General features: G+C 70.1%; 31 protein-coding genes. 9 read left to right on the forward strand and 22 right to left on the reverse strand.

Annotated elements, in window-relative coordinates:
• Positions 1 to 5: 5 nt before the first annotated feature.
• From ABD292_RS46015 to ABD292_RS46085, 15 genes are all read right to left on the reverse strand, one after another.
• Positions 6 to 476: a VOC family protein gene (locus ABD292_RS46015; protein ID WP_344219248.1), complete on the reverse strand. Its 471-nt coding sequence runs from the start codon at positions 474 to 476 to the stop codon at positions 6 to 8.
• A gap of 78 nt (positions 477 to 554) precedes the next feature.
• Positions 555 to 1448: an ABC transporter permease gene (locus ABD292_RS46020; protein WP_344219250.1), complete on the reverse strand. Its 894-nt coding sequence runs from the start codon at positions 1446 to 1448 to the stop codon at positions 555 to 557.
• Between the two features lie 93 nt (positions 1449 to 1541).
• Complete coding sequence (locus ABD292_RS46025) at positions 1542 to 2378, reverse strand: hypothetical protein (RefSeq protein WP_344219252.1); 837 nt, start codon at positions 2376 to 2378, stop codon at positions 1542 to 1544.
• 78 nt (positions 2379 to 2456) lie between these two features.
• Positions 2457 to 3164, reverse strand: a complete 708-nt coding sequence (locus ABD292_RS46030) for a cytochrome d ubiquinol oxidase subunit II (RefSeq protein WP_344219390.1) — start codon at positions 3162 to 3164, stop codon at positions 2457 to 2459.
• A gap of 499 nt (positions 3165 to 3663) precedes the next feature.
• Positions 3664 to 4140: a transcriptional regulator gene (locus ABD292_RS46035; protein WP_344219254.1), complete on the reverse strand. Its 477-nt coding sequence runs from the start codon at positions 4138 to 4140 to the stop codon at positions 3664 to 3666.
• A complete protein-coding gene (locus ABD292_RS46040) occupies positions 4137 to 4403 on the reverse strand; it encodes a hypothetical protein (RefSeq protein ID WP_344219256.1) in 267 nt (88 codons plus the stop codon). The genes ABD292_RS46035 and ABD292_RS46040 overlap by 4 nt, the downstream gene beginning before the upstream one ends.
• 175 nt (positions 4404 to 4578) lie before the next feature.
• Positions 4579 to 4917, reverse strand: coding sequence for a hypothetical protein (locus tag ABD292_RS46045; RefSeq protein WP_344219258.1), 339 nt, complete (start codon positions 4915 to 4917; stop codon positions 4579 to 4581).
• Positions 4914 to 6824 carry a hypothetical protein gene (locus tag ABD292_RS46050; RefSeq protein ID WP_344219260.1) on the reverse strand — a complete coding sequence of 637 codons (1911 nt, stop codon included), beginning with the start codon at positions 6822 to 6824 and terminating at the stop codon, positions 4914 to 4916. Before ABD292_RS46050 ends, ABD292_RS46045 begins: the two co-directional genes overlap by 4 nt.
• Before the next feature lie 92 nt (positions 6825 to 6916).
• Entirely contained in the window at positions 6917 to 7705 is a 789-nt protein-coding gene (locus ABD292_RS46055; RefSeq protein WP_344219262.1) for a hypothetical protein, read from the reverse strand.
• A complete protein-coding gene (locus ABD292_RS46060) occupies positions 7702 to 8130 on the reverse strand; it encodes a hypothetical protein (protein WP_344219264.1) in 429 nt (142 codons plus the stop codon). The genes ABD292_RS46055 and ABD292_RS46060 overlap by 4 nt, the downstream gene beginning before the upstream one ends.
• A gap of 15 nt (positions 8131 to 8145) precedes the next feature.
• Positions 8146 to 8598: a hypothetical protein gene (locus tag ABD292_RS46065; RefSeq protein ID WP_344219266.1), complete on the reverse strand. Its 453-nt coding sequence runs from the start codon at positions 8596 to 8598 to the stop codon at positions 8146 to 8148.
• Entirely contained in the window at positions 8588 to 8854 is a 267-nt protein-coding gene (locus ABD292_RS46070; RefSeq protein ID WP_344219268.1) for a hypothetical protein, read from the reverse strand. The genes ABD292_RS46065 and ABD292_RS46070 overlap by 11 nt, the downstream gene beginning before the upstream one ends.
• 159 nt (positions 8855 to 9013) lie before the next feature.
• A complete protein-coding gene (locus ABD292_RS46075; RefSeq protein WP_344219270.1) occupies positions 9014 to 9451 on the reverse strand; it encodes an SsgA family sporulation/cell division regulator in 438 nt (145 codons plus the stop codon).
• Positions 9452 to 9631: 180 nt separating this feature from the next.
• The gene (locus ABD292_RS46080) at positions 9632 to 11083 is read right to left on the reverse strand and encodes a hypothetical protein (protein WP_344219272.1); all 1452 of its coding nucleotides are present in this window, start codon (positions 11081 to 11083) and stop codon (positions 9632 to 9634) included.
• Positions 11080 to 11445, reverse strand: a complete 366-nt coding sequence (locus ABD292_RS46085; RefSeq protein ID WP_344219274.1) for a hypothetical protein — start codon at positions 11443 to 11445, stop codon at positions 11080 to 11082. Before ABD292_RS46085 ends, ABD292_RS46080 begins: the two co-directional genes overlap by 4 nt.
• Before the next feature lie 260 nt (positions 11446 to 11705).
• Here ABD292_RS46085 and ABD292_RS46090 point away from each other — a divergent pair, with 260 nt between their 5' ends.
• Positions 11706 to 12461, forward strand: a complete 756-nt coding sequence (locus ABD292_RS46090; RefSeq protein ID WP_344219277.1) for a GntR family transcriptional regulator — start codon at positions 11706 to 11708, stop codon at positions 12459 to 12461.
• A gap of 59 nt (positions 12462 to 12520) precedes the next feature.
• On the opposite strand, the gene ABD292_RS46095 is transcribed toward ABD292_RS46090, so the two are convergent.
• The gene (locus ABD292_RS46095) at positions 12521 to 13864 is read right to left on the reverse strand and encodes an NsdA family TPR-like regulatory protein (RefSeq protein WP_344219279.1); all 1344 of its coding nucleotides are present in this window, start codon (positions 13862 to 13864) and stop codon (positions 12521 to 12523) included.
• Positions 13865 to 13890: 26 nt separating this feature from the next.
• Positions 13891 to 14349: a hypothetical protein gene (locus ABD292_RS46100; protein ID WP_344219281.1), complete on the reverse strand. Its 459-nt coding sequence runs from the start codon at positions 14347 to 14349 to the stop codon at positions 13891 to 13893.
• Between the two features lie 63 nt (positions 14350 to 14412).
• Between ABD292_RS46100 and ABD292_RS46105 the strand changes: the two genes are divergently transcribed.
• From ABD292_RS46105 to ABD292_RS46140, 8 genes are all read left to right on the forward strand, one after another.
• Positions 14413 to 15543: an SAM-dependent methyltransferase gene (locus ABD292_RS46105; protein ID WP_344219283.1), complete on the forward strand. Its 1131-nt coding sequence runs from the start codon at positions 14413 to 14415 to the stop codon at positions 15541 to 15543.
• Positions 15544 to 15665: 122 nt separating this feature from the next.
• Positions 15666 to 16625: an ABC transporter substrate-binding protein gene (locus ABD292_RS46110; RefSeq protein WP_344219285.1), complete on the forward strand. Its 960-nt coding sequence runs from the start codon at positions 15666 to 15668 to the stop codon at positions 16623 to 16625.
• Positions 16622 to 17767: a methyltransferase gene (locus tag ABD292_RS46115; RefSeq protein ID WP_344219286.1), complete on the forward strand. Its 1146-nt coding sequence runs from the start codon at positions 16622 to 16624 to the stop codon at positions 17765 to 17767. The genes ABD292_RS46110 and ABD292_RS46115 overlap by 4 nt, the downstream gene beginning before the upstream one ends.
• A gap of 196 nt (positions 17768 to 17963) precedes the next feature.
• Positions 17964 to 18284, forward strand: a complete 321-nt coding sequence (locus ABD292_RS46120) for a hypothetical protein (protein ID WP_344219288.1) — start codon at positions 17964 to 17966, stop codon at positions 18282 to 18284.
• A 466-nt stretch (positions 18285 to 18750) separates the two neighbouring features.
• Positions 18751 to 19014, forward strand: a complete 264-nt coding sequence (gene tgmA / locus ABD292_RS46125) for a putative ATP-grasp-modified RiPP (RefSeq protein WP_344219290.1) — start codon at positions 18751 to 18753, stop codon at positions 19012 to 19014.
• A 6-nt stretch (positions 19015 to 19020) separates the two neighbouring features.
• Entirely contained in the window at positions 19021 to 19995 is a 975-nt protein-coding gene (gene tgmB, locus ABD292_RS46130; protein ID WP_344219292.1) for an ATP-grasp ribosomal peptide maturase, read from the forward strand.
• Entirely contained in the window at positions 19992 to 21110 is a 1119-nt protein-coding gene (gene tgmC / locus ABD292_RS46135) for an ATP-grasp peptide maturase system methyltransferase (protein WP_344219294.1), read from the forward strand. Before tgmB ends, tgmC begins: the two co-directional genes overlap by 4 nt.
• Before the next feature lie 134 nt (positions 21111 to 21244).
• Positions 21245 to 21448, forward strand: coding sequence for a helix-turn-helix domain-containing protein (locus ABD292_RS46140; RefSeq protein WP_344219296.1), 204 nt, complete (start codon positions 21245 to 21247; stop codon positions 21446 to 21448).
• A gap of 60 nt (positions 21449 to 21508) precedes the next feature.
• Here the strand turns inward: ABD292_RS46140 and ABD292_RS46145 are convergent, their stop codons facing one another.
• The 5 genes from ABD292_RS46145 to ABD292_RS46165 form a co-directional block, all read right to left on the reverse strand.
• A complete protein-coding gene (locus ABD292_RS46145) occupies positions 21509 to 21766 on the reverse strand; it encodes a hypothetical protein (RefSeq protein ID WP_344219298.1) in 258 nt (85 codons plus the stop codon).
• 72 nt (positions 21767 to 21838) lie between these two features.
• Positions 21839 to 22057 (reverse strand): hypothetical protein, encoded by a 219-nt coding sequence (locus tag ABD292_RS46150; RefSeq protein ID WP_344219300.1) that lies wholly within the window; start codon positions 22055 to 22057, stop codon positions 21839 to 21841.
• Positions 22058 to 22097: 40 nt separating this feature from the next.
• On the reverse strand, positions 22098 to 22910 hold the full coding sequence (locus ABD292_RS46155) for a peptidoglycan recognition protein family protein (RefSeq protein WP_344219302.1): 813 nt from the start codon (positions 22908 to 22910) through the stop codon (positions 22098 to 22100).
• A 31-nt stretch (positions 22911 to 22941) separates the two neighbouring features.
• The gene (locus tag ABD292_RS46160; RefSeq protein WP_344219304.1) at positions 22942 to 23286 is read right to left on the reverse strand and encodes a hypothetical protein; all 345 of its coding nucleotides are present in this window, start codon (positions 23284 to 23286) and stop codon (positions 22942 to 22944) included.
• Positions 23286 to 23960, reverse strand: coding sequence for a hypothetical protein (locus tag ABD292_RS46165; RefSeq protein ID WP_344219306.1), 675 nt, complete (start codon positions 23958 to 23960; stop codon positions 23286 to 23288). Before ABD292_RS46165 ends, ABD292_RS46160 begins: the two co-directional genes overlap by 1 nt.
• Between the last annotated feature and the right edge of the window lie 21 nt (positions 23961 to 23981).

Consider the following 23981-nt stretch of genomic DNA (forward strand, 5'->3'; position numbering starts at 1 on the left):
GACGGTCAGCCGCGGGTGTCGTCGGTGCCGAAGCCGTCCAGCGCCTGGCGCTCCTCGGCGGTCTGCAACTCCTGGAAGACGGTGATGTGCAGGCCGCCCGGCGCGTCGAGCCGGGCGTTCAGCGACTGCCACGGGGTGACGGTCGGCGGCGCCACCTCGCTCGCGCCGGCCGCCACCAGCCGCTCGGTCGTGCCGCGCGAGTCGTCCACCTCGAACGCCACCCGGAGCTTGGGCGCGACTTGCCGCCCCACCTCGACCTCGTCGATCATCTTCTTCTGCGCCGGGTTGGCGATCTCCAAGGTGGCCCGGCCGGCGTCGAGGATCGCCACCCGGGCGCCGTCACCAGTGGAGAAGGCCGCCTCCTCGGGCAGCCCCAGGACGTCCCGGTAGAAGGCCAGCGCGGCCTCGTAGTCCTCGGCCTCGACCACCAGGCGAAGCTGGCGGACCGGGCCGCGGCCCTCGGCGTTCGTGCTCAATGCGTGCTCCTCAGTGCTGCGCGGATGCTTCCCTCTCCGCAACCCGCGCGGGCCGCACGATCATCCCGGGCGGGCCGGTCAGCCGCGCCCGTAGCGGTCCTCGGCCCGCCAGAAGTACCAGAACCCGCCGACCAGCGTGACCACCGCCCAGCACAGGCACGACAGCCACACCATGGACGGCGGCGTGTGGCGGGTGAGGAGCAGGTCGCGCATGAACTCGATGAACGAGGCCGCCGGATTGAGGTACATCGCGGTGGCGACCCACTCGGGCAGCCCCGCCGAGCCGACGACCTTGTCGTGGATGGCGAAGAACACGCCCGAGGCGTACAGCCAGGTGCGCATGATGAACGGCAGGAGCTGGCCGAGGTCCCGCAGGGACGCCCCCAGCCTGGCCATGATCAGCCCCGCCCCGATGTTGAACATCGTCTGCAGCAGCAGGACCACCGGGACCATCAGCCAGAACCAGCTGATCGGCTCCCCGGTGATCAGCACGATGACCAGCAGCACGCCCATGGAGACGGCGAGCTGCTGGAGCTCCTGGATCGTGTACGCCAGCGGCAGCGAGGCCCGCGGGAAGTGCAGCGCCCGGATGAGGGACAGGTTCCCGGAGATGGACTTCGCCCCCGCGGTGACCGTGCGCTGCGTGTAGGTGAACACGAACATGCCGGTCAGCAGGAACGCCGGGTAGTTCGGGATGTTCTTGCTGCCGCCCAGGATGAGGCCGAACATCACGTAGTAGATCGCCGCGTTCAGCAGCGGCGTGAGGACCTGCCACAACTGTCCCAGCGCCGACCCCGAGTACTTCGAGACGTTGCGGGAGGTGGCGTAGGTCAGGATGAAGTGGCGCCGTTCCCAGAGCTGGCGCAGGTAGGCGGGGAAGCGGGGGCGCGCGATGGCGGGGCGCAGCCCGTGCTTCCTGGCGAGCTCGGCGAGCGACCCGCTCTCGGGCGCGGTCTCTTCCAGTTGGCTCATGGGCACCTCGGTCGCGACGGTCCGACAACGGGGGATGCTAGCAAGGGACCCGCGTGTCTTCCCTGCTTATGGCCGTGGACGGGCGGCGCGGCGTCAGGGGACGGTCACGCCGGTGACGGCGAAGCGCTCCACCTCGGCGACGTGACCGCCGGTGGAGGCCACGACGGTCAGCGTCGTGCCGGGCGCCGGCTTGAAGGTGACCTCGGCCGACCAGGGGGACTTCTCGCCCCCCGCGCCCACGCAGCAGTGCTCGCCGAGCGCCTTGCCGCCGCCGGGGCGGCGCACCTGGACGCGGATGCTCTCGTCCACGCCGGTGATCCGGCCGCCGACGGTCATCGGGGAGCCGACGGAGGCGCCGTACTCGGGGGTGGTGAGGGAGAAGGTGGTGTCGTCGGTGCCGACGACCTCCCAGGGGGCGTCCGCGCCCTTCCCGTAGCGGACCAGGTGGACGACGGCGGCGACCATCGGGCGGGGACCCTCCTCGGCGGTGAGGCCGACGTGCACGCGGGCGTGGGCGCCGTCGAGGTCGGTCTTCACGGCGCGGTCGATCTCCCTGAAGCCGAGGTGGTCACGGGCGAAGCGGACCGCGGTGCGCGCCGGGTCGAGGTGCCAGGCGTCGGCGCCGTCCTCACGGTGGCGGCTCCGCCACGCCTCCGCGGCCGCGGCGTCGGCGAACGGCCACAGCGGCTGGTAGCGCCCGGCCACGAGGTCACGGGACCTCGTGGGCGAGGCGCTCTCCGGCGACCCGGGGGTCGACGGCGGCGGGGAGGTCTCGGCGGGCGGGGAGGTCTCGGCGGGCGGGGCGGTGGACGGGACGGAGGTGGACGGGACGGACGGGGACGGGGTGCGGCCCGGTTCGCCCCCGCAGCCCGCCGCGGCCGCCCCCAGCGCGACCAGCAGGACCACGGCGCGCCCGGTACGTGCTGTCATGTCATGCCTCCTGGGGGTGGGGGTTCACGCCTGCCGTCGGGGGTCCTACCCTGCCGGCCTGAAGCCCCACCCGGGACTTCAGGCCGAATACGCGCCCGTCAGCCGGCGGCGGAACACCCAGTACGTCCACGCCTGGTACCCCAGCACCACGGGCGTGAAGACGGCCGCCACCCAGGTCATCACGGTCAGCGTGTACGGCGAGGAGGCCGCGTTCGTCACGGTGAGGCTGTTGGCCGGGTCGAGTGCGGGCAGCACGTTCGGCCACATGCTGGTGAACAGGGTGGCCACGAACGCGGCGATGGCCAGGGCGCTGCCGGTGAAGGCCCAGCCGTCGCGCCCGCGCAGCGTGGCGATCAGCGCGACGGCGAGCCCGATCGCGGCCACGGCGACCGCGGCCCAGGACAGGACGCCGGCCCGCGCCATGAGGAGGAAGGCGAGGACCACGGCGACGGTGATCGGCGCGAGCGCGGTCGCGATCCTGGCCGCGCCCTTGCGCAGCTCGCCGGTGGTGCGCAGGGCGAGGAAGACCGCGCCGTGCTGGGTGCAGAGCAGCAGCATGGCCAGGCCGCCGAGCAGCGCGAACGGGTTGAGCAGGGTGAACAGCGTGCCGGTGTACTCGTGGTCGGCGTCGAGCGGCACGCCCCGCACCATGTTGGCGAAGGCGACGCCCCAAGGGGTTGCGCCTAATTGGCTAACAAATTTTTTTGCCCCATGCCACGCCCCCCTCGGGCCGCCCTGCCGATGACAGCAGGCCAGATCTCCATACCTGCGACACCTCGGTACCAGCGCTAATGTTCGCGATCTATCATCAGCATGTGACTCCTTCTTCCCTTCCCGAGATCCACTCGCTCCCGGTCACGCAAGCAAAAGCGCTGGCCACTGCTGGCCGTCTCCTTGCCCGCGCTCGCGCCGAACGTGACGCCCTCTCCCCCGCCGAAGCCGCACGGCGCGCACACCGGCCGGGGAACGCATCCCTGGAAGATCTGGAAGCTGCGATCCGTGCGCAGCGGGAGCGGGCGCGTGCCGCGAGCTCCGCCGCAGCCGCTTGACGCAAGCACTTCTGCTTTCCAAAGGCCCGAATCCGTCGATCAGGATTCGGGCCTTTGTGTTGCCGGGCAGGCCCCGCAGTAACAGCGGGCGGGAGCGCAGTACCCGCCGCCCGGCTCCGGCCGCCCGGCCAGCGCGGACGGTGTGTGATCAGCGCAGCGCCACCCCTGCAAGTACGGCCTCGCAGGGGTGGCGCCGCAGTACCGCTCCTCAGCGCTCATCCAGTAACGGCAGGGCTTCACATCACCTCGTCGCCACCTGCGACGATCAGCGCCGCCACCCAGAGCCAGGCCATGTGCCACGCCTGGTCGAGCGCGTACGCGCCGGTGCCGATCGTGGGATTGTCGTCGCGGCCCTCACGCGGCGCGCCGAGCCGGTAGTACTCGCCCTTGCCGAGCCGGTCGGCCAGGGCCGCGAGGGTGTAGCGCCGATCGGCCCAGTAGTGCGACGCCGCGTCCACGGCCAGCGCGGCCGCCACCCGGCCGAGCGGCAACCTGGTCCTCGTCACTGCGCTGGTCACGCCCAGCATCAACGCCTTCGTCGCCGTCATGGTCGCGACGTGCCGGGCGCACGCGGCCTGGCCGGCGCGCTGCTGCTGCCCGCGGCCGCCCTTCGTGAGCGCCTGGTGGTGGGTCTGCACCCACTGGTCGCCGACCTCGTGAGCGGCGTACAGCGCGGCCAGCGCGACGGCGAACCGCGCGCTACGGCCGCTCACAGGCTCACGCCCAGGATGTTGCGCCACTCCTTGGCTTCACGGGGGTCGAGGCCGTCCGTGGACGTCGTGGCGACCAGGAAGGCCAGCTGAGCGGTCCGCATCTCCGCTGACGCGAGTTGGGCGCGCACCGCAGCCTGCTGGGAGTGCGTCTCCTTCCACTCGCGGCTGGTGGCCTTTTCCGCGAGCGCCACGAGCGCCCGCGCCTCTGCGAGGTGGTCCAAAGCCGCCTGCGCGTGCTCCGGGCCGGTCATCTTCTTGGACATGTCCGCCTCCTTGCGGTGTGACATTACTGGCGAGCGCTTTTGCTCGCGGGATGGGTGGTGTGACATCTGTGGCCGCACCGGTCGTACCGGCAGCCAGCGCAGCGGTCGTGAGAGCACGGGTCGGACAGGCTGGTCAGCCACTCCCCTGGCAGGTCACGCAGGTCCTCGGTCGTCTTCACTGGTCCCTCCCAGGGGTCGGTTGGACAGCGTGGACGGGCAGCAGCGCCAGAGCGGCGATGGTGGCCGCGACCAGGACCGCGCCGCCCGCCGGCCCCCACAAGGTCTGCGCCAGCACCGTCACGGTGAACAGCACCAGCGCGCCGCCGACCGGCCGGCCGACGAGCATCACCACCGCCATCGCCACGGCGACGATCACCGGCAGCAGCTCCGTCCCCGGCCACGGGCGGCACATGATCGCGGTCACCAGCACGGTGGCCAGCCACGCCAGTGTCACCGCCGCCGCGCGCAGCACGATGCCGACCCGGCCGCCGGTCGGCGCAGGTACAACGCTCACTGGTCCTCCTTCACGAGCTGGTACGAGTCGTTGCCGGTCTTTCGGACCCGGCCTGCCTTCTCCAGCGCCCGCAGCGCGGCCGGGACCTCGCTCAGCGGCATGTCCCCGAGCCGCCGCCGCGCCGCCACGCAGATCGCGCCCAGCTCTCGCGGGCCGCTGATCAGTGCGTGCTCGACCACGGCCTCGACGTCGCCCGACGACCACTGCGGCTTGGCCACCGGCACGGCCGGCGTCACTGCGCCCGGGTCACGCGGGTCGACGCCGCGGCGGCGCATGCCGTGAAACTCCTCGTAGAAGCTGAGGGTCATCTCGTCGAGCTGTCCGGCGGCCGGGCTGGTCGCGATGGCGTACAGGTCACGCGAGATCGACGCCCGCCACTTGCCGCCGGGCCGGTTGTCGATGCCCTTCATGTAGCCGAGGCCGTGGGTCTTGTCCTTCGTGCCTTCCCAGTACTCGGGCAGCGTCGACGGGTCTGCGGCCAGGCCGACCATGTGCCAGTCCTGGCTGGAGCCGGTACGGAACGCGGCCACGCTGCCGCCGCCCGCGAGGTTCGAGCGGAGCGTGTTGGAGATGGGCTTGCCGCCGAAGTTCTCCAGGCCGAGGTTCTGCGTGTAGACGTCGAGCGCGCCGCCGGGCTTGCGCCACGTCTTCGCGGCCCCGGCCAGCAGCTCCGTCGCTTGGCCGCCGAGTTCGTCGTCGCCCAGGAGCATCGGCAGTTCTTCGATCGCGATGTACATCAGCTTGAGGCCCAGCATGTCCGGGTCGCCCGGCAGGAAGAATGGCTTGCCGTGCCGCTCCCGGTTCTGGTCGTCGACCCAGGGGACGTGCGCGACGAAGTGGGCGCGGCGGCCCATCACGTAGTCGAGCGCCTGCAGCTCCTCCCAGCATGCCCGCACACCTTCGCGGCTGATCGCGGTGCGGCCGTTCCAGTCCGGCTGGGAGCTGCCGTCCTGCGCGTCGAGCAGCACGGCCACGGCCAGCTCGCACTGGTGCACCAGCCCCAGTTTGGTCGCGCCGAACCCGGACTTGCCTGCGCCGGTCGCGCCGGCGTTGGTGCCCATCTGCGCGCCCGCGCTCGTGGTCCAGAACGACCAGTGGGTGGGCTTGAGGTCGAAGAAGTAGCCGACGCGGGCGATCCCGGTCTCCGGGTCGATCGCCGCGGCGTCGTCCTCCACGTACCGGACCTTGCGCAGGTTGTCGCCCCGCTCGATCACGGTGACCCGCGCGCCGGAGAAGTCGCCACCCGGCGCGGGGCCGAACTCCACCTGGTCCTTGGCGACGCGGCGAGCCGACGCGATGGTGCCCTTGGCCTTGTCCATCAAGTCGAAGTCGGTTTTGCCGGGCTCGCCGACGACGACGGCGGTGAACCCGCCCGGCACCGGCTCCGGCTGGGTGAGGCGCGTGTTGGTGAACGCGCGATGGTTCGGGACGACCCTCTCCTGCCACCAGGTCTCGACGCCGGACACGCTGCTCTTCGGCAGGGCCTTCGGCCGGTCCGCGGGCCGCTGAGCTGCCCGGTGCAGCTCGTACCAGTACGGCACCGCCATGGCCACGCCGACGACCCACAGCACGAGCGCGATCAGCCCGTACGGGCCGACGAACGTTGCCACCAGCAGCCACAAGCTGCCCGCCACGGCGCGCTTCAGGGTGGGCTTCTCGCCGCGCCGCCGCGCCCTGACCAAGGTCGTGCCCACGGCGAGCACGACGGCGGGCCCGGTGACTTCCAGGCCCAGGCCGGTGAAGTCGGCGAAGACGGCGGCGGTTTGGATGCCGGCCAGCCACGCCACCGGCCGCGCGTACGCGGCGCGGCTGCGCTGCCGGTGCTTGAGGCGGCGGAAGGCGCGGCGCACCCTGCGCGGCTGGGGCTTGTCGGTGCCGGGGTCGGTCTTCTTGATGGTGGTGGCCATGGAGTGCGCTCCCTTCCGAGCGTTCCGGGGTGATCGCTCTGCTCCGGGCACCCGCCACGACCAGGCCGTGGCGGGACCCGCAACCTCAGCGGTCACGAAGTGGCAGCGGCCGACGCGTCCTTCGCGATCTGCGCCGCGATGGTGGCGGCCTGGTTGATCAGGTCCTGCAAAGTGCTGGCGTTGCCGATCAGGTGGGAGTGCTGGGCGAGCAGGTCGCCCATGCTCGTGACCAGGAGGTGGCTGGCGGCGTGGAGATTGTTCAGCTCCGCAGCTATCTGCTCGTGCGCGAGCGCGTAGCTGGTGAGGCCGGTGGCTTCCTGAGCGACGGACATGTCGGGGGTTCCTTCCGGTTGCGGCGCCTGCTCGGCGTCGGGGTTTTCTCTTACTGCGTGCGGTTTTGCTTGCGTGTTGGTGTCTGCGGGGACGGCCGGGGGCGGCACGGCGTCAGGGGAGGTCTCTTCGACCTCGCCCACGACCACGGCTTCGACTTCGATCGTCTTGTACGCGGCGTGGCCGCCCCGCGCGGCTTCGATGAGGATCCGCCGGGCCGCGCCGAGCGTCTTGGCCGCGCCGTACACCGTGCCGCCGGCCGTGACCACGGTGACGCCCAGCAGCTCCAGCAGGCCCGACGTGAAGCGGGCTCGCTTGGTGCCGCGCCCCTGCAGCGCTTTCTGCGCCCGGTCGTAGGCGTCGCGGGTCGCCTTGTAGCCCTGCCGGAACTCGGTCGCGGCCTGGGTACGGCCCGCCTTCCACGCGCCGGCGGCGACGGTCCTCGCGTCGGAGGTGAGGGCCTTCGCCTTGGTGCGGGCGTCGGGCCGCCGCCACAGGATGACGCCCGTGATGAGCGCGGCCAGCACCAGCGCGAGGAGCAGCATGGTCATCGCGACCCCTCCACCTGCGCCTTGAGCGTTTCGGCGTTGGAGCTGAACTGGCCGCTGATGTAGTCCCAGGTGGGCCCGGCCGTCATCACGACGACCGTGATCAGCGCGGGCAACGCGAAGATGCCCCACTGCGAGGGCCTGCCGATGTCCCCATCGGACGCGCCGACACCGACGCCGATCAGCACAATCACCAGAGCGTAGAAGCCTGGGACGCCGATCCACACGGCCAGCCCCCAGCTCATGCCGACAGCGACCAGCCACGCGGCGATGCCGATGAGGCCAACCCCGCCGAGGAGCATGGCGAGGGCGACAACGAAGTGGAACTTCCGGAACAACTTGCTGTGCTTCATGACCGCGACGGCGGGGCCCACGAACACCGCGGCGACCACGACGCCGCCGACGACCAGGCCGAGGGAGATTTCCATGATGGGGGCTGCCTTTCAGGCGAGAACGACTGTGAAGAGGTAGACCACCGCGCCGACGACCACCACGGCGGTCAGCAGCGCCGGATAACGGATGATCAGGAGGAGAGGCTGCAGGACGACGTTCACCGCGACGACCGGCACCCCGTACAGGCCGTACGCGATCCGCAGCGCGAGAGCTTCGCGGACGAACGGCGGCGGCGAGATCCAGTACTGCCGGGCCAGCGCCGCGATGCTCGCGGGCCGCTGACCAACCAGGCCGTCCCCCACCACCACGGCGTCGAGCAGCTGCTCCGCGCGGGGCATCAGCTCGGCCGCCGCCGCCGACCAGACCGACACCGCGTTCTCGGGCTCGTCCTGCTCGGCGGGGACGGGCGCGTTGTCGGCGGCCGGCGCCGGGAACGGGCCGACGACCACGTTGTCCTGCTGCTCGTCGCTGTCGTCGTTGGGCAGGCTCAGCTCATACGGCACGGCTGGTCCCTCCCTTCTGGGCTTCGAGGTGCTTCTGGTGCTTGGTGTTCAGGTCGGCGGCGATGTCGCGCATCTGCTTGGCCAGGTGGAGGCCGTCCGCGTGGGCCTTGGCGGGGTCCCGCTTGGCGAGCTGCCGCAACTCGGAGGCGACCCAGCACGCTGCCCACCAGAAGCGGCTAATGCCGTTCCGCTCACCGTCGATGCGGTTGGCGTGGAACGCCTTCCGCTCCTTCGGGCCGGTGCGGTCCTTGGCCACGTGCTACTCCTCCTGCTTACGGTCGGTGATCTTTGGTAGGCTGCGCCTCGCGCGCGTGCATGCGCGGGCGTGCGCGCTGCGCAGCGCGGGCGCGCGTTGGGCCGTCCGCGCCGCTGCCGGTCAGCGCCGGGCGGGCGACGAACCGGCCCCGTATCCCGGTCACTGACCGTCACCTTCCTGGGGCTCCTCGGCCTCCTCGAACAGCCCGAAGATCTCGGTGTCCCAGTCGATCCGGGACTCCTCGGTGCCGGGCGGCACGAGCTTCGCCGTCTCGGCCAGGAAGCCGCGGAGGTTCGCGGTCGGCACGCGGAACGTCAGCGGCTCGTCCGGGTTCCAGCGCAGGGTGAACAGGGTCCACATCGGCTCTCCGGACGGCTGAACTTGCAGGTCGTCGCAGATCGCCAGCTCGTCCGGGCCCTTGAGCAGGACGTCGCGGGGCACGTCCAGGGTTACGACGCCGCCGGAGACGTACACCTGCACGAACCACGGGTCGGCCGGGTGGAAGTGCATCCACGCCATGAGGAAGTTGTCGGGGGTGTCGGCCTGCCACATCGGCAGGACCATGCTGAGCTTGACGAGGTTCGAGACGGGGTCCATGTCGTGTCCTTCGGGGTCGGGTTGGCCGGGTGTTCGGGTGAGCTACTTGATCAGCGACACGGCGATGAGAGCGGCCGCGATGGCGGCTCCCTGCACCAGCAGGTAGATCACGATGAAGCGGATCGCGTTGGGGCCGGTTGGGCGTCGCGGTGGCGTTCTCATGGGTCCTCCTGGGTCGTGTCACGCCGCGTCGGGCGGGGTCTCGGATGCCGTGTCACCAGGCGTGTTACGGGGTGTGTCACCGGGCGTGTCACGGTTCGCCGTGTCACTGGCCGCGAGGCCGGCCTGCTCGATGTACCGGTACGCGGTGCGCGGGCTGACGCCGTACTCCTCGACCGCCTTGTCACGCAGGGCCGTGACACCCAAGCTGGGGTCGGTCTTGGCCAGGTCGTGCAGCCACGAGATGCGCCGCTCAAGCTCCTCTCTGCTTGGCTGCGCCGGTGTGCCATGACGCGTGCCATTCGGCTTGCGTGTCACAGGCTTCGGAGGCCGTGACGCGGGCGGGCGGGGACGTGTCACAGGGGCCGGTGTCGCGCCGCCGGGCGTGCCACCAGCCGTGTCACGAGGCGCGTCACCGCCTGTGCCACCAGGCGTGACACGGGGGGCGTTCCCGGACGTGTCACTGTCGCTAGCAACATTGCTTGCGTCAGTGGGAGGCAGGAGGGCGTGACGGTCGCTGAAGCCCTGCAGCTGCGCCATGGCGTCCGCCGCGACACGGTCCCGTTCCTCTTTCGCCGACTTGTCGTCGGCGAGCTGCTGCCAGAACGGGCGCGGCTGGACTTCGGTCAGCTTCGCCGTGTTGTAGAGCGCCCCGATCTGCGCAAGCATCCGCTCCTGCTTGTCCGGGTCCTGCACCAGGCCGGTGTACTCGACCGCGCGGTCCATCGCCTTGTCCAGCTTGGCCAGCGCGCGAGCCTGTTTGCGGGCGGGGGCGCCGGCCTCGCGCAGTGCCTTGGCCTTCTTCGCGGCCAGCGCGACGCGGGTGAGGCGGCGGTGGGTGTCGACTTCGGTCGCGGTGCGGTCGCTCGACTCGGCCAGGCCGACGCGGACGAGCATCCGCTCAGGGGTGAGCCGCCAGTTGATCCGGGTCCGGCCGGTGAGCTTCTGCCGCTCGATCGCCATGCCGCGCTCCCACAGCCAAGCGGCGACGATCGGCGCGGCCAGGCGGAACACCGCCTCGGGGAAGCTGCGCGAGTCCATCGCCGACAGGACTGCGGACAGGCCGGTCAGCGCCCACACGGCCAGGCCGTCGATGCCCGCCTTGTGGGTCACCCTCATGTTGCGGCGCGCCCGCACCGCCGAGGTCACCATCGCGACCTCGATGAACGCGAACAGCAACAGCCGCAGCGGGCCGTCAAACCCGAGCACGTCGCCGGAGAAGCGCCACATGCCCTGCGCGGACACGCCGGTCGCGATGGACGCGGACACGACGGTCAGCACGTCCTCGACGGGGCGCGGCGCGATGTACCGGGCGACCAGCCAGGCGACCGCCCGCGACAGCAGGCGCAGCAGCAGGAACGCCAGCGCCAGCGCGGCCAGCGCGGCGGCCGCGATGACGGCCGAGCTGATCGGGTTGGCGGTGACGTAGCCGACCAGGCCGGCGGCGTAGTCGGCCAGCGTGGAGAGGGTCACGCGGCCTCCTCTTCGGAGTTAGCGCGAGCGTTAATGCTTGCGAGAAGGCGGTCATGGCGCACCCAGGGGGCTTCGCCGCCGCGGATGCCGTGCGGGGTGTAGCCCTGCTGCAGGAGGAGCTGGTGTTCCTCGACCTCGGCCGTCATCCGGCAGGAGGTGAGGGCCTTGCATCCGTGGCAGAGGGCGGCGGCGGCCTGCTCGTATAGCCTGCGCTGACGCTCGGCGTTGCGGGCGGGCTCCTTCTCCGGGGACCACTGGCTGGGATCTGCGCCGGGCCTGGTGCACAGGCCCGCCTCCATGATCCAGTTGCGCAGGGAGCGAAGCCGGGGAAGATCGAACGCGAGAGACAGGGGGCGTGTCATACTCTTCTCACCACCTCATGACCTTTCACTGGTCGTGTTCTCCTGACTGAATTGGGTTGGTTGGGAAGTGGTTGAGCGGCCTCCGGGCGGGATGGGAACCCGTAGCTTTCCGGGGGCCGCTTTCGTTTGCGTTCTCAACGCTCTGTTGTTTAGACAACAGAGCGAACTGAGAGCATGATGAATCACAACTCGATCAGTTGTCAAACGCTCTTGTGGCAACATCCTGTGATCAGAATGCACAGCAGCAGGAGGGGCGCACCGTGACGACCAGGCGCGACGAGATCGCGAACCACCTTCGCGAACTCATCACCAACGGCACCTACGCGCCCGGCGACGCCCTGCCCAGCCGAACCACGCTGATGACTACCTACAACACCTCAACAGCCACCATCAGCGCCGCCACCAAAGTCCTCCGCGACGAAGGACTCGTCTGGCGCGTCGCCAACCGCGGCCTCATCGTCCAAGACCTGCGGCCCCTCTACATCGACCTCAGCACGGCCACCCCGCCCAGCGGCGGGCGCGGTCCCTGGGAGACTGCCTGCCACCAGGCCGGCCGCGACGGCACCATGCGCCTCATCTCCGTCGAACGCGGCCCGGCCGAGCTCGAAATCGCCCGCGCCCTGCAGCTCAGCGTCGGCGCGACCGTCGTCCGCCGCGACCGGCACGCCCTCGTCGACGGCCAGGTCGTCATGCTCGACAGCGCGTACTATCCGCTCGCCCTGGTCGACGACACCCCCGTGGCCGGCAGCGGCAAAGTCGACGGCGGCGTCCTGGCCGCGCTCATCGCCGCCGGCGTGCTCAACCCCGCCACGGCGCGGGTCCGCGAACTCGTCGGAGCCCGCGCCGCGACGAAGGACGAGGCTGGCGTGCTGCGGATCCGGCCCGGCGTGTTCGTCCTGACCGCCGAGCGCGTCACCCTGGACGGGGAAGCCCAGCCCGTCGAGCTACTACGCCGGACAGCGAACCCGCGGCGCATCCGGTTCCAGACCGACGACCTACGGCTGAAGACCCTTTGACGTTGATCACTCGCCCAGATGGCCCCCTGAAGGGGAAAGAGAGCAGCGCGACACTCTCGTCACCTGCCGAGCGAGTCAATCAGGTGGTCGTCCAAGTCCGCGACGAATGCCTCTCGTCGCCATGGCCGCAGGTCCTGGCGGGCACGGCGTAGGCGGATCAGGGCGACTCGGCCGCCGGTCTGGGATGCGGCATCGATGCAGCCGTGGAGCAGTTCGGCGGCGGACCGGGGATCGCCGAGGCGGATACGGGCAAGTGCTTGGTCCGCCGCCACGATCGCCCGTTGGACCTGCTCCCGCGGCGCGTTCAGCGCCTGCGCCGAGTGGGCGAAGTAGTCGTGCGCCTCGGAGGCGTCACCTACGAACAGTGACGTGACACCCTCGAAGCCGCGCAGGTGAGCCGGTGAGAACGAGCTCAAGGCGGGGTCATCGGTGCGGTCTTGGTCGAGGTCGTACCAGGCGAGCGCGAGCGCCGCTCTTGCTTGCTTGACCGCGCCCGTACGGGCCGCGACCTCCGCTTGTAACGCATGGGCTCGGGCCCGGACAGTGATGCTCTCACCAAGACGTGCATCGCGCACTGCGGCGTCGATGAGCGCCTTGGCGGCCTCCAGACCCGGCTTCGAATAGAGGGTGACGAGCGCATGGCTCATGTGCACGACTGCCCTCCGCCATGGGACACCCAAATTGCCAGCCACGTCGGTCGCCGCCAGGTACAGCGCTCGCGAGGTGACATCGTCGCGGGTTTCGAAGGCGATCCGGCCCGCGAGCGTGTACGCCTGTGTCGAGATGAGCTGCAAGTTGGGGATCAGCGCGTCCGGAATGGGCATGTTGAGCAGCCGCCGGCAGGACTCCACGACTGGCGCGAGCAGGAGTTGCAGCCGCACGAAGGGGACGCTACCGACTTGCCCGTTGACGTGCGCGACGGACGCGCCCATGTCAACTAGCAACTCCTCATCGAGGCGTGACGGGTCAGCCAGAGCGGCCGACAAGGATGCCTGAGTGGACGGGCCCAGGAGCGCGAGCAGTTCTACCCCGCTGTCGGTTACCGTCCGTACGAGGAGCGCCCGCAGCTCGTCCATACGCTGGGTGCTCACACCGAAGTGGGCAAGGGCTTCCAGCAGGACGGCGAAATCGCTGCCCGGCCCGAAAGATGCTCTGCCGCCACTGTCGCGCCCATACAGATGGGCGAGGAGCAGTTGGTACCGATCGCTGGGCTGGACCGGTCCGGTGCTGCTCTCCCACCGCGCCACGGTCCGTTGGACGCTGCCTACGGTGATATCGAACGGCTGCCCGAGCTGGGCCGCCACGTCGATAAGGGCCCGTGCGGTGTCGGCGAGAGACCAGCCACGGGAGCGGCGTAGCCGCTTCAGTAAGGCGGCGCCGCTGAACCGTTCGTCCGCGCTCATGTGCACATGATGCCCACTACTCGGCGTCACACGGGCACGATCAGTCGAGGTTTTCCCTGCGAAGCTCCGTAGTTGAGCGTCTGCCACGTACCTGACGTCAGGTCGCCCCCCTCGCGGGGGAATCCGATCACCATGTGACCGCGATCGACCATCCACCGGTTACGGGCATGGTAGGCGGGAGTCCCGAGTTCCGCAGCGCGCAGCTCGACGATCTCCGCAATCCGATCGCGGCACTGGGCGATAGCCTGGCGCGCCTCGGCAGGCTGGTCCTGCACCGTGCGCGGCACAACGACCGTGATACGAGACCTCGTGCTGCCTGCGAGCCATAGCAGGGCCAAGCTGTCGATGCCACGCGCGCCTCCGATGTAGAAGTGCGCGTCCTCCATAGCGAACGGCGCTAGGTAGGCGGCGAACGTTTCCCCGTACCAGGTGAGATCGCGATGTTCCGTGGCTCGCGTCCCCGTGATGGTGGCGACCAGAGGCATGATCATCTCCGTGTCATAGGTTGTCATATCCCGCTCGGCTGACCGTGGCGGTGAGATCAAAGCATGGACGCGAATCCCACGGCCATTCTGCAGGAGCTTCTCCGAGCGCGCGGGCTATCTGTGACACGAGGGGACGGCGGCGCGGTGGTCGTGGGGAATCCCCTGCATGGGCGGATCAACGCGGTGGTGATAACCGCCAATGGCCGCTATCTGACGGACTACGGATACGAGCTCGGCGAGCAGGGCGACGAGCTCGCGACCGCCACTCGGCTCGCCTTCCTGCTCTCGGCACCCACGGTGACCGCGACGCAGCCGGCCGACGCACCCCCTTTGAGGCCCATCATGGCATCTAACAGCGGAAATGACCTGCCACCCGACAGCACCGCCCCCGGCAGCAGCTTTGATCCGAACCGCGCCACCCCAGCCAGCACGTACGCCGCGCTGCGAGACTCCAAGGACGTGCTACGGGCGGCCAGGGACTCGGCCGACACGCTCGCCAGTGACATTCAGCATCTACGCGAGATCGTTCGCGAGAACGCGTCCGCGCTGGTACGGGCGGTCCGGCACACTACCAAGATCGGCTACACGCGCTTCGCCGACCTGGGCGGCGGCATGCCGGCGTCCAGTCACGACGCGACCCGCCTGCCGGACCTGGCTGTCGTGGCCGCCGGACATGCGCCTGACCGGCGGTGGCTGCTGATCGACTCGGATGTGGTGGCGATCATGCACGGGCGGGCCACCATCGGCCGGCTCCCCGGCGTCGAAGTGGCCGACCCGCTGGACCTGCGCGACACCAAGCGGCTGATGAAGGCACTGCACGAGCAGCTCGGCCTTGACCAGCCGACCGTGGTCATCCTCGGCGCGGTGCTGCACTTCCTCGACGACGCCGAGGCCGATCATCTGATGTGGGCGCTGTACGACGTGCTGCCCGCAGACAGCCTCGCGCTAGTCACGCACGTGACCAGCGACGGTCTAGACGAGGAGACCGTGACGCGGTGGGCGGGCCTGTACGAGGCCCACAACCACGTGCCGATCCACGTCCGCTCCAAGACGGAGGTCACGCGGCTGGCAGGCCGGTTCGACCTCCAGCCGCCGGGCGTGGTCCGCACGCCCGACTTCCTGCCCGATCCGGAAGGACCGGCGCCGGTCGAAGCGCCGCACTTCTTGATGTTCATGGCCAAGCGGCCGTCGTAGCACCAGCGCGCCCAGCCCGCCCGCGGGTGCGGGGCGCGTAATCCACCCCCTTCAACCCCCTCAACAGGACCTATCGACTCATGAGACGACTACTCGCAGTCATATTGGCGCTACTGCTGCCGGTGGCAGCGGTCGCCTGCAGCAGCGCACCCGAGACCACGAGCGCCGCTGGCCTGGCCAAACCGCTGACGAAGATCCAGGTCGGCTACATGCCGATCCCCGACGTCGCGCCCCTCTTCATCGCCCGCGAGGCCGGTTACTTCCGGCTGGAGGGCCTGGACGTCGAACCCATCATGGTGCAGGGCGGCGGCCCCGGCGCGGATCTGCTCGAAGCTGGCACCCTGCAGTTCTCGATCATGAACTACACGTCCGCCGTGTACGCGGAGGCCGCCAAGCCGGGCGAGCTGAAAATCGTGGCGGACTGCTACCAGTCGACGCCCAACTCTTTCAAGATCATGGTCGCCGCCGGTTCGCCCATCACGAGCCTGCAGCAGCTCAAGGGCAAGCACATCTCGGTCATCACCCTGGCCAGCGTCGGCACCCTCACCCTCAAGAACGCTCTGGCCGTCGCCGGCCTCACCATCGACGACGTCGAAGTGTCCCAGGCGCCCCTCCCCGACATGCTGCAGAAGCTGAAGAGCGGCATCATCGACGCCGCGTGGATGGCCGAGCCCTACGTCACGCTCGCCGGCGAAACGATAGGCGCGAAGGGTCTCTACGACCCGATGTCGAACCGGACGGCAGACTGGCCCGTCGCCGGGTGGGCCGCCTCCAGCAAGTACATCGAGAAGAACCCCGACATCATCCGCCGCTGGAACCGGGCGATGGCCCGCGCCCAGCGTGACGCCGCCAGCGACGGCATGGCGGTTCGGCGCATCCTCCGCTCGTACACGAAGATCGAGCCCCGGACGGCCGCCACCATCACGCTCGGCGTCTACCCGACGAGCCTGAACGCGGCGCGCATCCAGCGGGTGGCCGACCTCATGTACGAGTTCCGCGACATCAAGAAGCCCGTCGATGTTCGCAGCTTCCTGGAGCAGTTGCCCGTCCCCGTCCCGACCCCTGCGGAGCCCACATCATGACCGCCCGTCAGACCGGCCAGCCCACGCCGGACCCCGCCGACCAGACCGCCGACCAGCCGGAAACCGGGTCAGCTCTGCCCGTCCGGGAGCGTGACCGCACCTACTTCCCTCGCGCCTGGGGGATCACTCCGTACGACTACGTTCAGAGCATGATGGACGCGGTGGCGGCCTTCGGGCTCCTGCACGCCGCAGTCAAACGGGGCATATTCGAACTCCTCTCCAACGAGGAGCTGACCGCCGACGAACTCGCGGCGGCCTGCAACGCCAAGCCGAGCTACCTGTGGCGCGTGATGAACTGGCTGCACGCCAACAGCTTCGTCGCCCTCCGCGACGACCGCTACCGGCTGACCGACCTCGGCAGGGGGCTCACCGCAGCCGCCGAACGCTCCCAGCGGGACGCAGTGCTGGTCACCGGCCACCCCTACTGGCTGAGAGCCATCGGCGACCTGGATCAGACGTTCGTGCGCGGGTACCCCCTCCCGGAGGACGGGCTGTTCCCCTACTCCCACCTGGCCGACGACGACGAACTCAGCTATCACTTCAACCGGTTCATGCTCTCGCGCAGCCACGCGATCGGCGTCAAGATCGCCAACCTCGACGACTACGCCCACGTGCGCACCGTCTGCGACATCGGCGGCGGCCTCGGCGGAATCCTGGCCAAGATCCTGCACGCCCACCCGCACGTGACCGGTGTGCTGCTGGAGCGGCCAGAAGTCGCCGCAGACGCCCACACCTATTTCAGCCTCCAAGACCTGGACGGCAGGGTCAAGGTCATCGCCGGCGACATGTTCGACGGCATCCCCGCAGCCGACCGGTACCTGCTGTCAAGCGTGGCACACAACCTGGGGGACGTGAACTACCTCAGCCTGCTCACTCAGCTCAGCCAGGCGATGGCCGCCAACGACCACGCCGACCTGCTGATAGCCGAGGGCATGCTGCCCTCGGCACCCGGCAGACCCAGCCGCTGGTACGACATCGACGCCCGGATGATGGCGATGTTCCCGGACGGCCGAGTGCGCTCGGAGGACGAGCACCGCCGCCTCCTGGAGCACGCCGGACTCCGCGCGGTCAGAAGCCTGATGCTGCCCGACGACCAGACTCTCCTCATCGCCCAGCACGCGCCGGCCCTCATCGGCAGCTGAGCCATGACCGTGGCGTGGCCTCATCTCGACGCGGCGAGACCGGCCGCACCGGCCACGCCCTCACGCGGGCGGCCCGCTGGTGTCGTCGCCGCCGCCCCGCGTGACCGGGGCGCAGGCCAGGCCGCCCTACCCGCATACCGCCTGGCCTGCGCCCACCACCCCCACCCCCACCCGTCGATTCCCGGAAGGAGAAACGATGAGCACCGTGAGCGCCGACGCCGCCGCCCCCGGCGCTCCCGCGCCCTCCCGCCCCAAGATCATGGAGCGGTTCATCCGCTGCTGGCAAAAGCGGCTGACGTACTGGTTGCTGATGTACTCCCCCCACCGGGACTGCCTGGTGGCGTTCTACCTCGGCCCCTGCCCGTCGCCCGGTCTCGTCGTCGAGGCGGACCAGCCGGAGGACCTGCTGGCGGAGATCAACCGGCGGGCCCACGAGCTCTGGGGGTCGCCCGCGCAGCTCGCCGCCTCACCTCGCATGCTGCCGTCCCCGCCCCCCTCCGCGTCGAGGGGGCGGTGACGATGAAGCCGCGGCTCACGACAGAGGGCCCCGCTGCCGTGAGCCGCGCACCATCCCTTCGCCCGCCGCCGGGCCACCCCCATGGGCGCGTGGGGCCCCGGCGGCGTCTTCCCGCCCCTCAGCCGCCAAGAGAGGGGCGGGGCCACCCGGGGGCGGCGCTCCCCACCAGCGCCGCCCCCGGCCGGCCGAACTCCGCAGCACAACGACAAGGGCGCAGCATGAGCACCGACCAGGACCTCACATGGATTCTCTACGCCCCCCGCACCCCGGCACCGCCGAAGATCCGGGCCACCTCCTGCTGCGGCGAATACGAACTCGCTTCCGAGGGGGGCCAATACTTCGTGCTCCGCCCCGCCGGGGACGGACACGAGGAAACAGGGCGGGGAACGTACGCGCACGCCGCCGCCCTCTACACCCATCTGGCCGAGCAGCACCGCTGCTCGTTCCTACGACGAGGAGGCTCACCATGACCACCACGACGCCGACGCGGCCCTGGGGCCTGACCAGGGCAACCCCGAACCTGCCCTCGGCTGCCGCCCCGTACACCTACACCAGGCTCAACCCCGAAACCCAGCTCACCGAGTTCCTGGACGAGGACGGCGGCCTGGTCGACATCATGGACGGCTCAAGCCGCACCTACGCCACTGTCAGCAAGTCCAAGGCGCAGGACGGCGACGGCAGGGGCCCCGAACTGCCCGACGACTCGAACACCGACACCGACACGGACTGACACACCATGCCGTCCACACCGGGCATCGTGCTGGTGCTCACCTGCGAAGAAGACGCCACCGCCAACCTGGTCATCGCCGAGCTCAACGCGCGCGGCGCGAGGATGGCCCGGGTGGACACGGCAGACATCGGCCCCGGCCTGAGCTTCGCCGCTCACGCCGGGGCCGGCATGCCGGCCTGGGCGGGCTGGCTGCGCACGCCGAGCCGCCACATCCCGATCGAGGACGTGCGGTCGGTCTACTACCGCCGCCCGTCGCTGTGGCGGTTCAACCACCTGGACCCGCAAGCAGCCGAGTTCGCCCGAGCTGAGGCCCGGCACGGCCTGAAGGGGATGCTGGCCGCGCTGCCCGTCTGCCGGTACGTCAACCACCCCCACTCCGTCGACCGGGCGGAAGTGAAACCGGTCCAGTTGCAGATCGCCGCCGACGTCGGGTTCGAGGTGCCCGCCACGCTGATCACGAACGACCGGACGGCGGTCGCCGTGTTCGCCGCCGAGCACGGCCCCATCGTCTACAAGTCGATGCGCGGCGTCCCGGCCGCTCCCGGCGGCCAGGTCGGCGCGATCTGGGCGCAGCGCATCGACCCCGCCGACGTGGACGACTCTCTCGCCGTCACCGCGCACCTGTTCCAAGCCGAGGTCCCGAAAACCGCTGACGCTCGGGTGACGGTCGTCGCCGGCCAGGTGTTCGCGCAGAAGATCACGACCCCGGACGGGGCACTCGACTGGCGGCGCGGCGACTGGGACCACCTCTGCCACACCCCGATCGACGTCCCCGCGGCCGTCGCGGCTGCGGCCCGCGCCTACCTCGACAGGCTCGGCCTGGTGTTCGGCTGTTTCGACTTCGCTCTCCAGGAGACGCCCGGCTCCGTCCGGTGGACGTTCCTCGAATGCAACCCCAACGGGCAGTGGGGATGGCTGCCCGACGCGCCCGCCATCGCTGCCGCGTTCGCTGACACGCTGCTGGAAGGATCGACTACGTGAATCCCTTGGCCGCTACGCTGCGGCGCCACCTCGCCGAGGAGATCGGCATCCCCGCCTGGAAGCTCGCCGTCAGGATGGTGCCACGGGAGCTTTTCGTCGGCGACACGATCTTCCGTCACGGCCCGTCCGGATGGGTCCGCGTCCGCAGTAGCGAGATGAGCAGCGAGGAATGGCTCACCCTCGTCTACTCCGACCAGCCGCTCGTCACGCAGGTCGCCGGCGTCATGGCTGACGACGACGGCGACACCAGCGGAGTGCTGCGGCCCACGTCGTCGTCCACGCAGCCCAGCCTGGTAGTGCGGATGCTGAATTATGCGGGCATCGTCGGCGGAGACCGGGTGCTGGAGATCGGGACCGGCACCGGCTACTCCACGGCGCTGCTGTGCCACCGGATCGGCAGCCGCGCGGTCACCAGCGTCGAAGTGGACCCGGCCGTCGCCGCAAGAGCCAAGACCTCGCTCACGGTCGCCGGTTACACGCCCACGCTGGTGGTCGGCGACGGCCTCGACGGGTACGAGGAACGAGCCCCCTATGACCGGCTGATCGCCACCTGCGCCGTCCGGTCCATCCCGCCCGCGTGGCTGCGTCAGGTACGGCCAGGCGGGACGATCACCACGCCGATGCTCGGCTGGACCGGCGGGGCCGGGCTCGCGCACCTGCGCGTGGCCGCCGACGGCACCGCATCCGGCGGGTTCGGCGAGCCGGTGTTCTTCATGCCGGCCCGCGCGCACGCCGCGCCACGCCTGGACAGCATGCAGCTCGGCGGCGGCGACGTCACCCGCACCAGCATGGACCCGGCACTCCTGACCAGCGACATGGGCCTGTTCGTGGCGCAACTCGGCGCGCCGCAGGCGCAGCACGCATGGGCGGAGGACATCCTGACGCTGCACGACCCGATCAGCGGGTCACACGCCGACGTCCGGCCGTCGACGGACGGCGGCTGGGTCGTCCATCAGTACGGCCCGGACCGGCTGTGGGACGAAGTGGAGCAGGCGCTGGAGACGTGGCTGGACGTGGGCAAACCCGATCGGTCCGGGTTCACGCTCGCGGTGTCCCCGGAGCGGCAAACGGTGACGCTGGTGGCCGCCGGCGCGAGCTGGGACCTCCCCATGTGAGCACAGGCGCAACGCTGACAGAGCCCCGCTCCCTCAGGGGAGGAGCGGGGCTCTGCCATTGGCACGGTCACTATTCGCGCCAGCAGTAGTGCTTGCGTGAATATAGTGCGATCACCGTCCACTAGGGAGATGCCGTGACGCAGAGCACACCAGACGACCTCCAGGCCGCCATCGTCCGCAAGTACTGCGACGAGCGCCTGAGCATCCGCACCATCGCCGAGGCGGTCGGCAAGAGCTACGGCTTCGTCCACCGAGTCCTGACCGACGCCGACGTCACCCTCCGGCCGCGCGGCGGCGCGCGGAAGCGGAACACCGCAGCCGAAGCGGACAGCAACTAGCTGCAGAAACGCGGAAAACGCCCCGCTTCTCCCGGAGGAGAAGCGGGGCGTTCCGTGTGATCAGCGCTGCGAATCCGGCAGGTCCGGCCGCGGGGTGTGCCGGGCCTGCCACCCGGCGACGGCCGCCAGCGCGGTCGGCACGAGCGGCAGCAGGATGGCCTCCACCCAGTCCGGCAGGAACGAGATCATCGACGGGTCGGCGGAGACCGCCTGCAGCACCGCCATGCCGGCCACGCCGGACAGGTAGGCGGTCAGCGTCATCGCCTTGACCTTGGTCTCGACCGGGCGGGAGTACGTCGGCTCCGGGTCAGCGTGCATACGCCCCTCCTCAAGGGACAGGCCCGCCACGGCGGCGGGCGATCGAATCAGTCATCGGTATTGCTTGCGGGATTACGTCGGCGGCAGGGCGGCCCGAACGAAGCAGTCCTTGGCCTCCAGAAGCTTGCGCAGCCCCACGGTCAGCTCCGTCCCGTCCGGCAGCGCGTCGATCATCGTCTGGGCGAGATCCGCGGACGGCTTGGACACCGCCTGCAGGAACGGCGGCAGATGGTCGTACTCGAAGTAGCGGGCGATGGCCACCGTCGAGGGGTGGCGTCCGCGCACGTTCATAAACTCTCCTTCGGGGGACCGGCCAGCGGTATCGCTGGCGTCAGGTGAGAGCGGCCTCCCAGCAGGCGGCGTCCCACACCAGCGGGTCGGTGCCGGTCGGGATCTTCTTCTCCGACTTGAACTGCTTGACCTTCTGCACCAGGTCGGTGTCGTCCGGGTCGTAGGTCATGTTGTGCAGGTTCGTCGGCTCGTAGCCGCGCGCGAACAGCAGACCGCGCATGGTCTTGACGTGCCGGTGTGAGTCGCCGGGCTTCAGGACGGGCAGGTTCTTCACCAGGGCCTCCGTGGTTCTCGGGGTGGGCTGGACATGCTGGACAGGCGTCGGAGTTGCAGACGGCGGCCTCGGAGCGCCCTTCCGCACCCAGGCGTACAGCGGGCCGCCAGGGCAGGAGGTGGCGAACCCGTCCCTGTGCCCCTTGATCTCGTTGCCCGCGTTGCCCTTGTCGCGCAGGTACTCGATCGCGTCGCGGATGCCGTGCAGCAGCAGGTCGTTCGGCTCGGTGAAGCCCGACGACCCGATCAGGGCGAGGACCGCGTAGTGCGCGGTGTTCAGGCCGGCGCCGTTCGCGGCCGGCAGCGCGTGCGGGCCGCGGCCGACGAACACCCGCCGATGCGGGCAGGCCACCATCGTGTAACCGATGTCCAGATAGGGCTGCTCGCGCGCGCCCGCCATGTGCTGAGCCTGGATCTCCCTGACGAGCTTGCCGCACAGCTCGTGGTTGTTCACGATCTTCGGGTCGACGTGGCCGCCGGTGTAGTGGACCTTCACGCCCTCCGCGCCGGGGATTCTGGTGTAGGCCGCCGTGGGGGTCTTCGCTCCCCACGTGCGGCGGCTGACGAGCTTGATGCTCACGGGTACCGCCCTTCCTTGTTGATGTCTCCGGTCAGCCTTTGGTGAGCTGGATCAGCGCGATCACCGTGCCCGCCACGGCGACCAGGACGGTGACGACGGCAATGATCTGCCTGGTCCGGTCGGTGAGCTGGGACCGCGTCACGGCCTCCCGCTCCACCGCGTCCAGGCGGGACTCCAGCGCTGCGTGACGGAGCTCGGCAGCGGCGCGGTCCTGCTCGACCCGCTTGACCAACTCGGCGTGCCGGTCGTCCACCCATTCGAGACGCTGCAGGATCAACGCAGTGGACCCGTTGGTGCGCTCGAACCCCAGCTCGACGGCGCTGCGCAGCTCCGCCAGCGCCAACGCGAGGTTGGGCGACGCCTCCTCCTCGCTCATCAGGCCACCGCCGCCCACGGCTGACGCCCCGCCCACGTGTTCGGCGGCTTCAGGCCGTAGGACGGCATGACCACCGGCCTGCTGCGGCCCGCGCGGTAGTACTCCACCGTCAGGCGGCGGGCCGCGACCCGTGCCGGGTCGAGCCGCGTGAGCGTCTTGACCGGCTCCAGCGGGTCCTCCGGCACGGTCATCGCCAGCCCCGCAAAGTCGACCACGCCCTGCCGGAACTGCCGGTTCTCCGGCACCATGACGACGCGGTGAGTCTTGACCGCCTCGATCCTGGCCAGGTGCGCGGCCAGCCGGTCAGCGTCCGGCACGCCAGGCGTCCAGCACGTCGGCAGGCCATGCGTCTCCTGCAGCACCTCGGCCACGCCCGGCTGCCCCAGCGCCAGCACGTCAGCCGGGTCCGGGATCCACGGCTCGTGCAGCACGACGTCCAGCAGCGTGTCCAGGTCGTCGGGGTCGATACCGTACTCGGCGCACCTCCACTCCCAGGTCGAGTGCGGGATGAGGTGCATGTGCGCCTGGCCGTCCGGCCGTACGCGGCTGATCCCCCAGATCGGCTCAGCGCCGTCATGCGGGGTGACCTGGCTGGCCTGCTCTCCCCCGGCCTGCAGCAGGCTGGTCGTCGAGTAGCCCAGCTCGGCATCCCAGATCGTCCATGTCTCCGCCATGATCAGCGGCCCCCTCTCATG

The organism is Nonomuraea bangladeshensis, from assembly GCF_039529455.1.
Classification (GTDB): Bacteria; Actinomycetota; Actinomycetes; order Streptosporangiales; family Streptosporangiaceae; genus Nonomuraea; species Nonomuraea bangladeshensis.

Bases quoted from the DNA above. Each gene is read 5' to 3' on its own strand.
- ABD292_RS46020 (WP_344219250.1), bottom strand. From the start codon at position 1,448: ATGAGCCAACTGGAAGAGACCGCGCCCGAGAGCGGGTCGCTCGCCGAG.
- ABD292_RS46025 (WP_344219252.1), bottom strand. From the start codon at position 2,378: ATGACAGCACGTACCGGGCGCGCCGTGGTCCTGCTGGTCGCGCTGGGG.
- ABD292_RS46040 (WP_344219256.1), bottom strand. From the start codon at position 4,403: ATGTCCAAGAAGATGACCGGCCCGGAGCACGCGCAGGCGGCTTTGGAC.
- ABD292_RS46050 (WP_344219260.1), bottom strand. From the start codon at position 6,824: ATGGCCACCACCATCAAGAAGACCGACCCCGGCACCGACAAGCCCCAG.
- ABD292_RS46055 (WP_344219262.1), bottom strand. From the start codon at position 7,705: ATGACCATGCTGCTCCTCGCGCTGGTGCTGGCCGCGCTCATCACGGGC.
- ABD292_RS46060 (WP_344219264.1), bottom strand. From the start codon at position 8,130: ATGGAAATCTCCCTCGGCCTGGTCGTCGGCGGCGTCGTGGTCGCCGCG.
- ABD292_RS46075 (WP_344219270.1), bottom strand. From the start codon at position 9,451: ATGGACCCCGTCTCGAACCTCGTCAAGCTCAGCATGGTCCTGCCGATG.
- ABD292_RS46085 (WP_344219274.1), bottom strand. From the start codon at position 11,445: ATGACACGCCCCCTGTCTCTCGCGTTCGATCTTCCCCGGCTTCGCTCC.
- ABD292_RS46095 (WP_344219279.1), bottom strand. From the start codon at position 13,864: ATGAGCGCGGACGAACGGTTCAGCGGCGCCGCCTTACTGAAGCGGCTA.
- ABD292_RS46100 (WP_344219281.1), bottom strand. From the start codon at position 14,349: ATGCCTCTGGTCGCCACCATCACGGGGACGCGAGCCACGGAACATCGC.
- ABD292_RS46105 (WP_344219283.1), top strand. From the start codon at position 14,413: ATGGACGCGAATCCCACGGCCATTCTGCAGGAGCTTCTCCGAGCGCGC.
- ABD292_RS46115 (WP_344219286.1), top strand. From the start codon at position 16,622: ATGACCGCCCGTCAGACCGGCCAGCCCACGCCGGACCCCGCCGACCAG.
- ABD292_RS46120 (WP_344219288.1), top strand. From the start codon at position 17,964: ATGAGCACCGTGAGCGCCGACGCCGCCGCCCCCGGCGCTCCCGCGCCC.
- tgmA (WP_344219290.1), top strand. From the start codon at position 18,751: ATGACCACCACGACGCCGACGCGGCCCTGGGGCCTGACCAGGGCAACC.
- tgmB (WP_344219292.1), top strand. From the start codon at position 19,021: ATGCCGTCCACACCGGGCATCGTGCTGGTGCTCACCTGCGAAGAAGAC.
- ABD292_RS46145 (WP_344219298.1), bottom strand. From the start codon at position 21,766: ATGCACGCTGACCCGGAGCCGACGTACTCCCGCCCGGTCGAGACCAAG.
- ABD292_RS46150 (WP_344219300.1), bottom strand. From the start codon at position 22,057: ATGAACGTGCGCGGACGCCACCCCTCGACGGTGGCCATCGCCCGCTAC.
- ABD292_RS46160 (WP_344219304.1), bottom strand. From the start codon at position 23,286: ATGAGCGAGGAGGAGGCGTCGCCCAACCTCGCGTTGGCGCTGGCGGAG.
- ABD292_RS46165 (WP_344219306.1), bottom strand. From the start codon at position 23,960: ATGGCGGAGACATGGACGATCTGGGATGCCGAGCTGGGCTACTCGACG.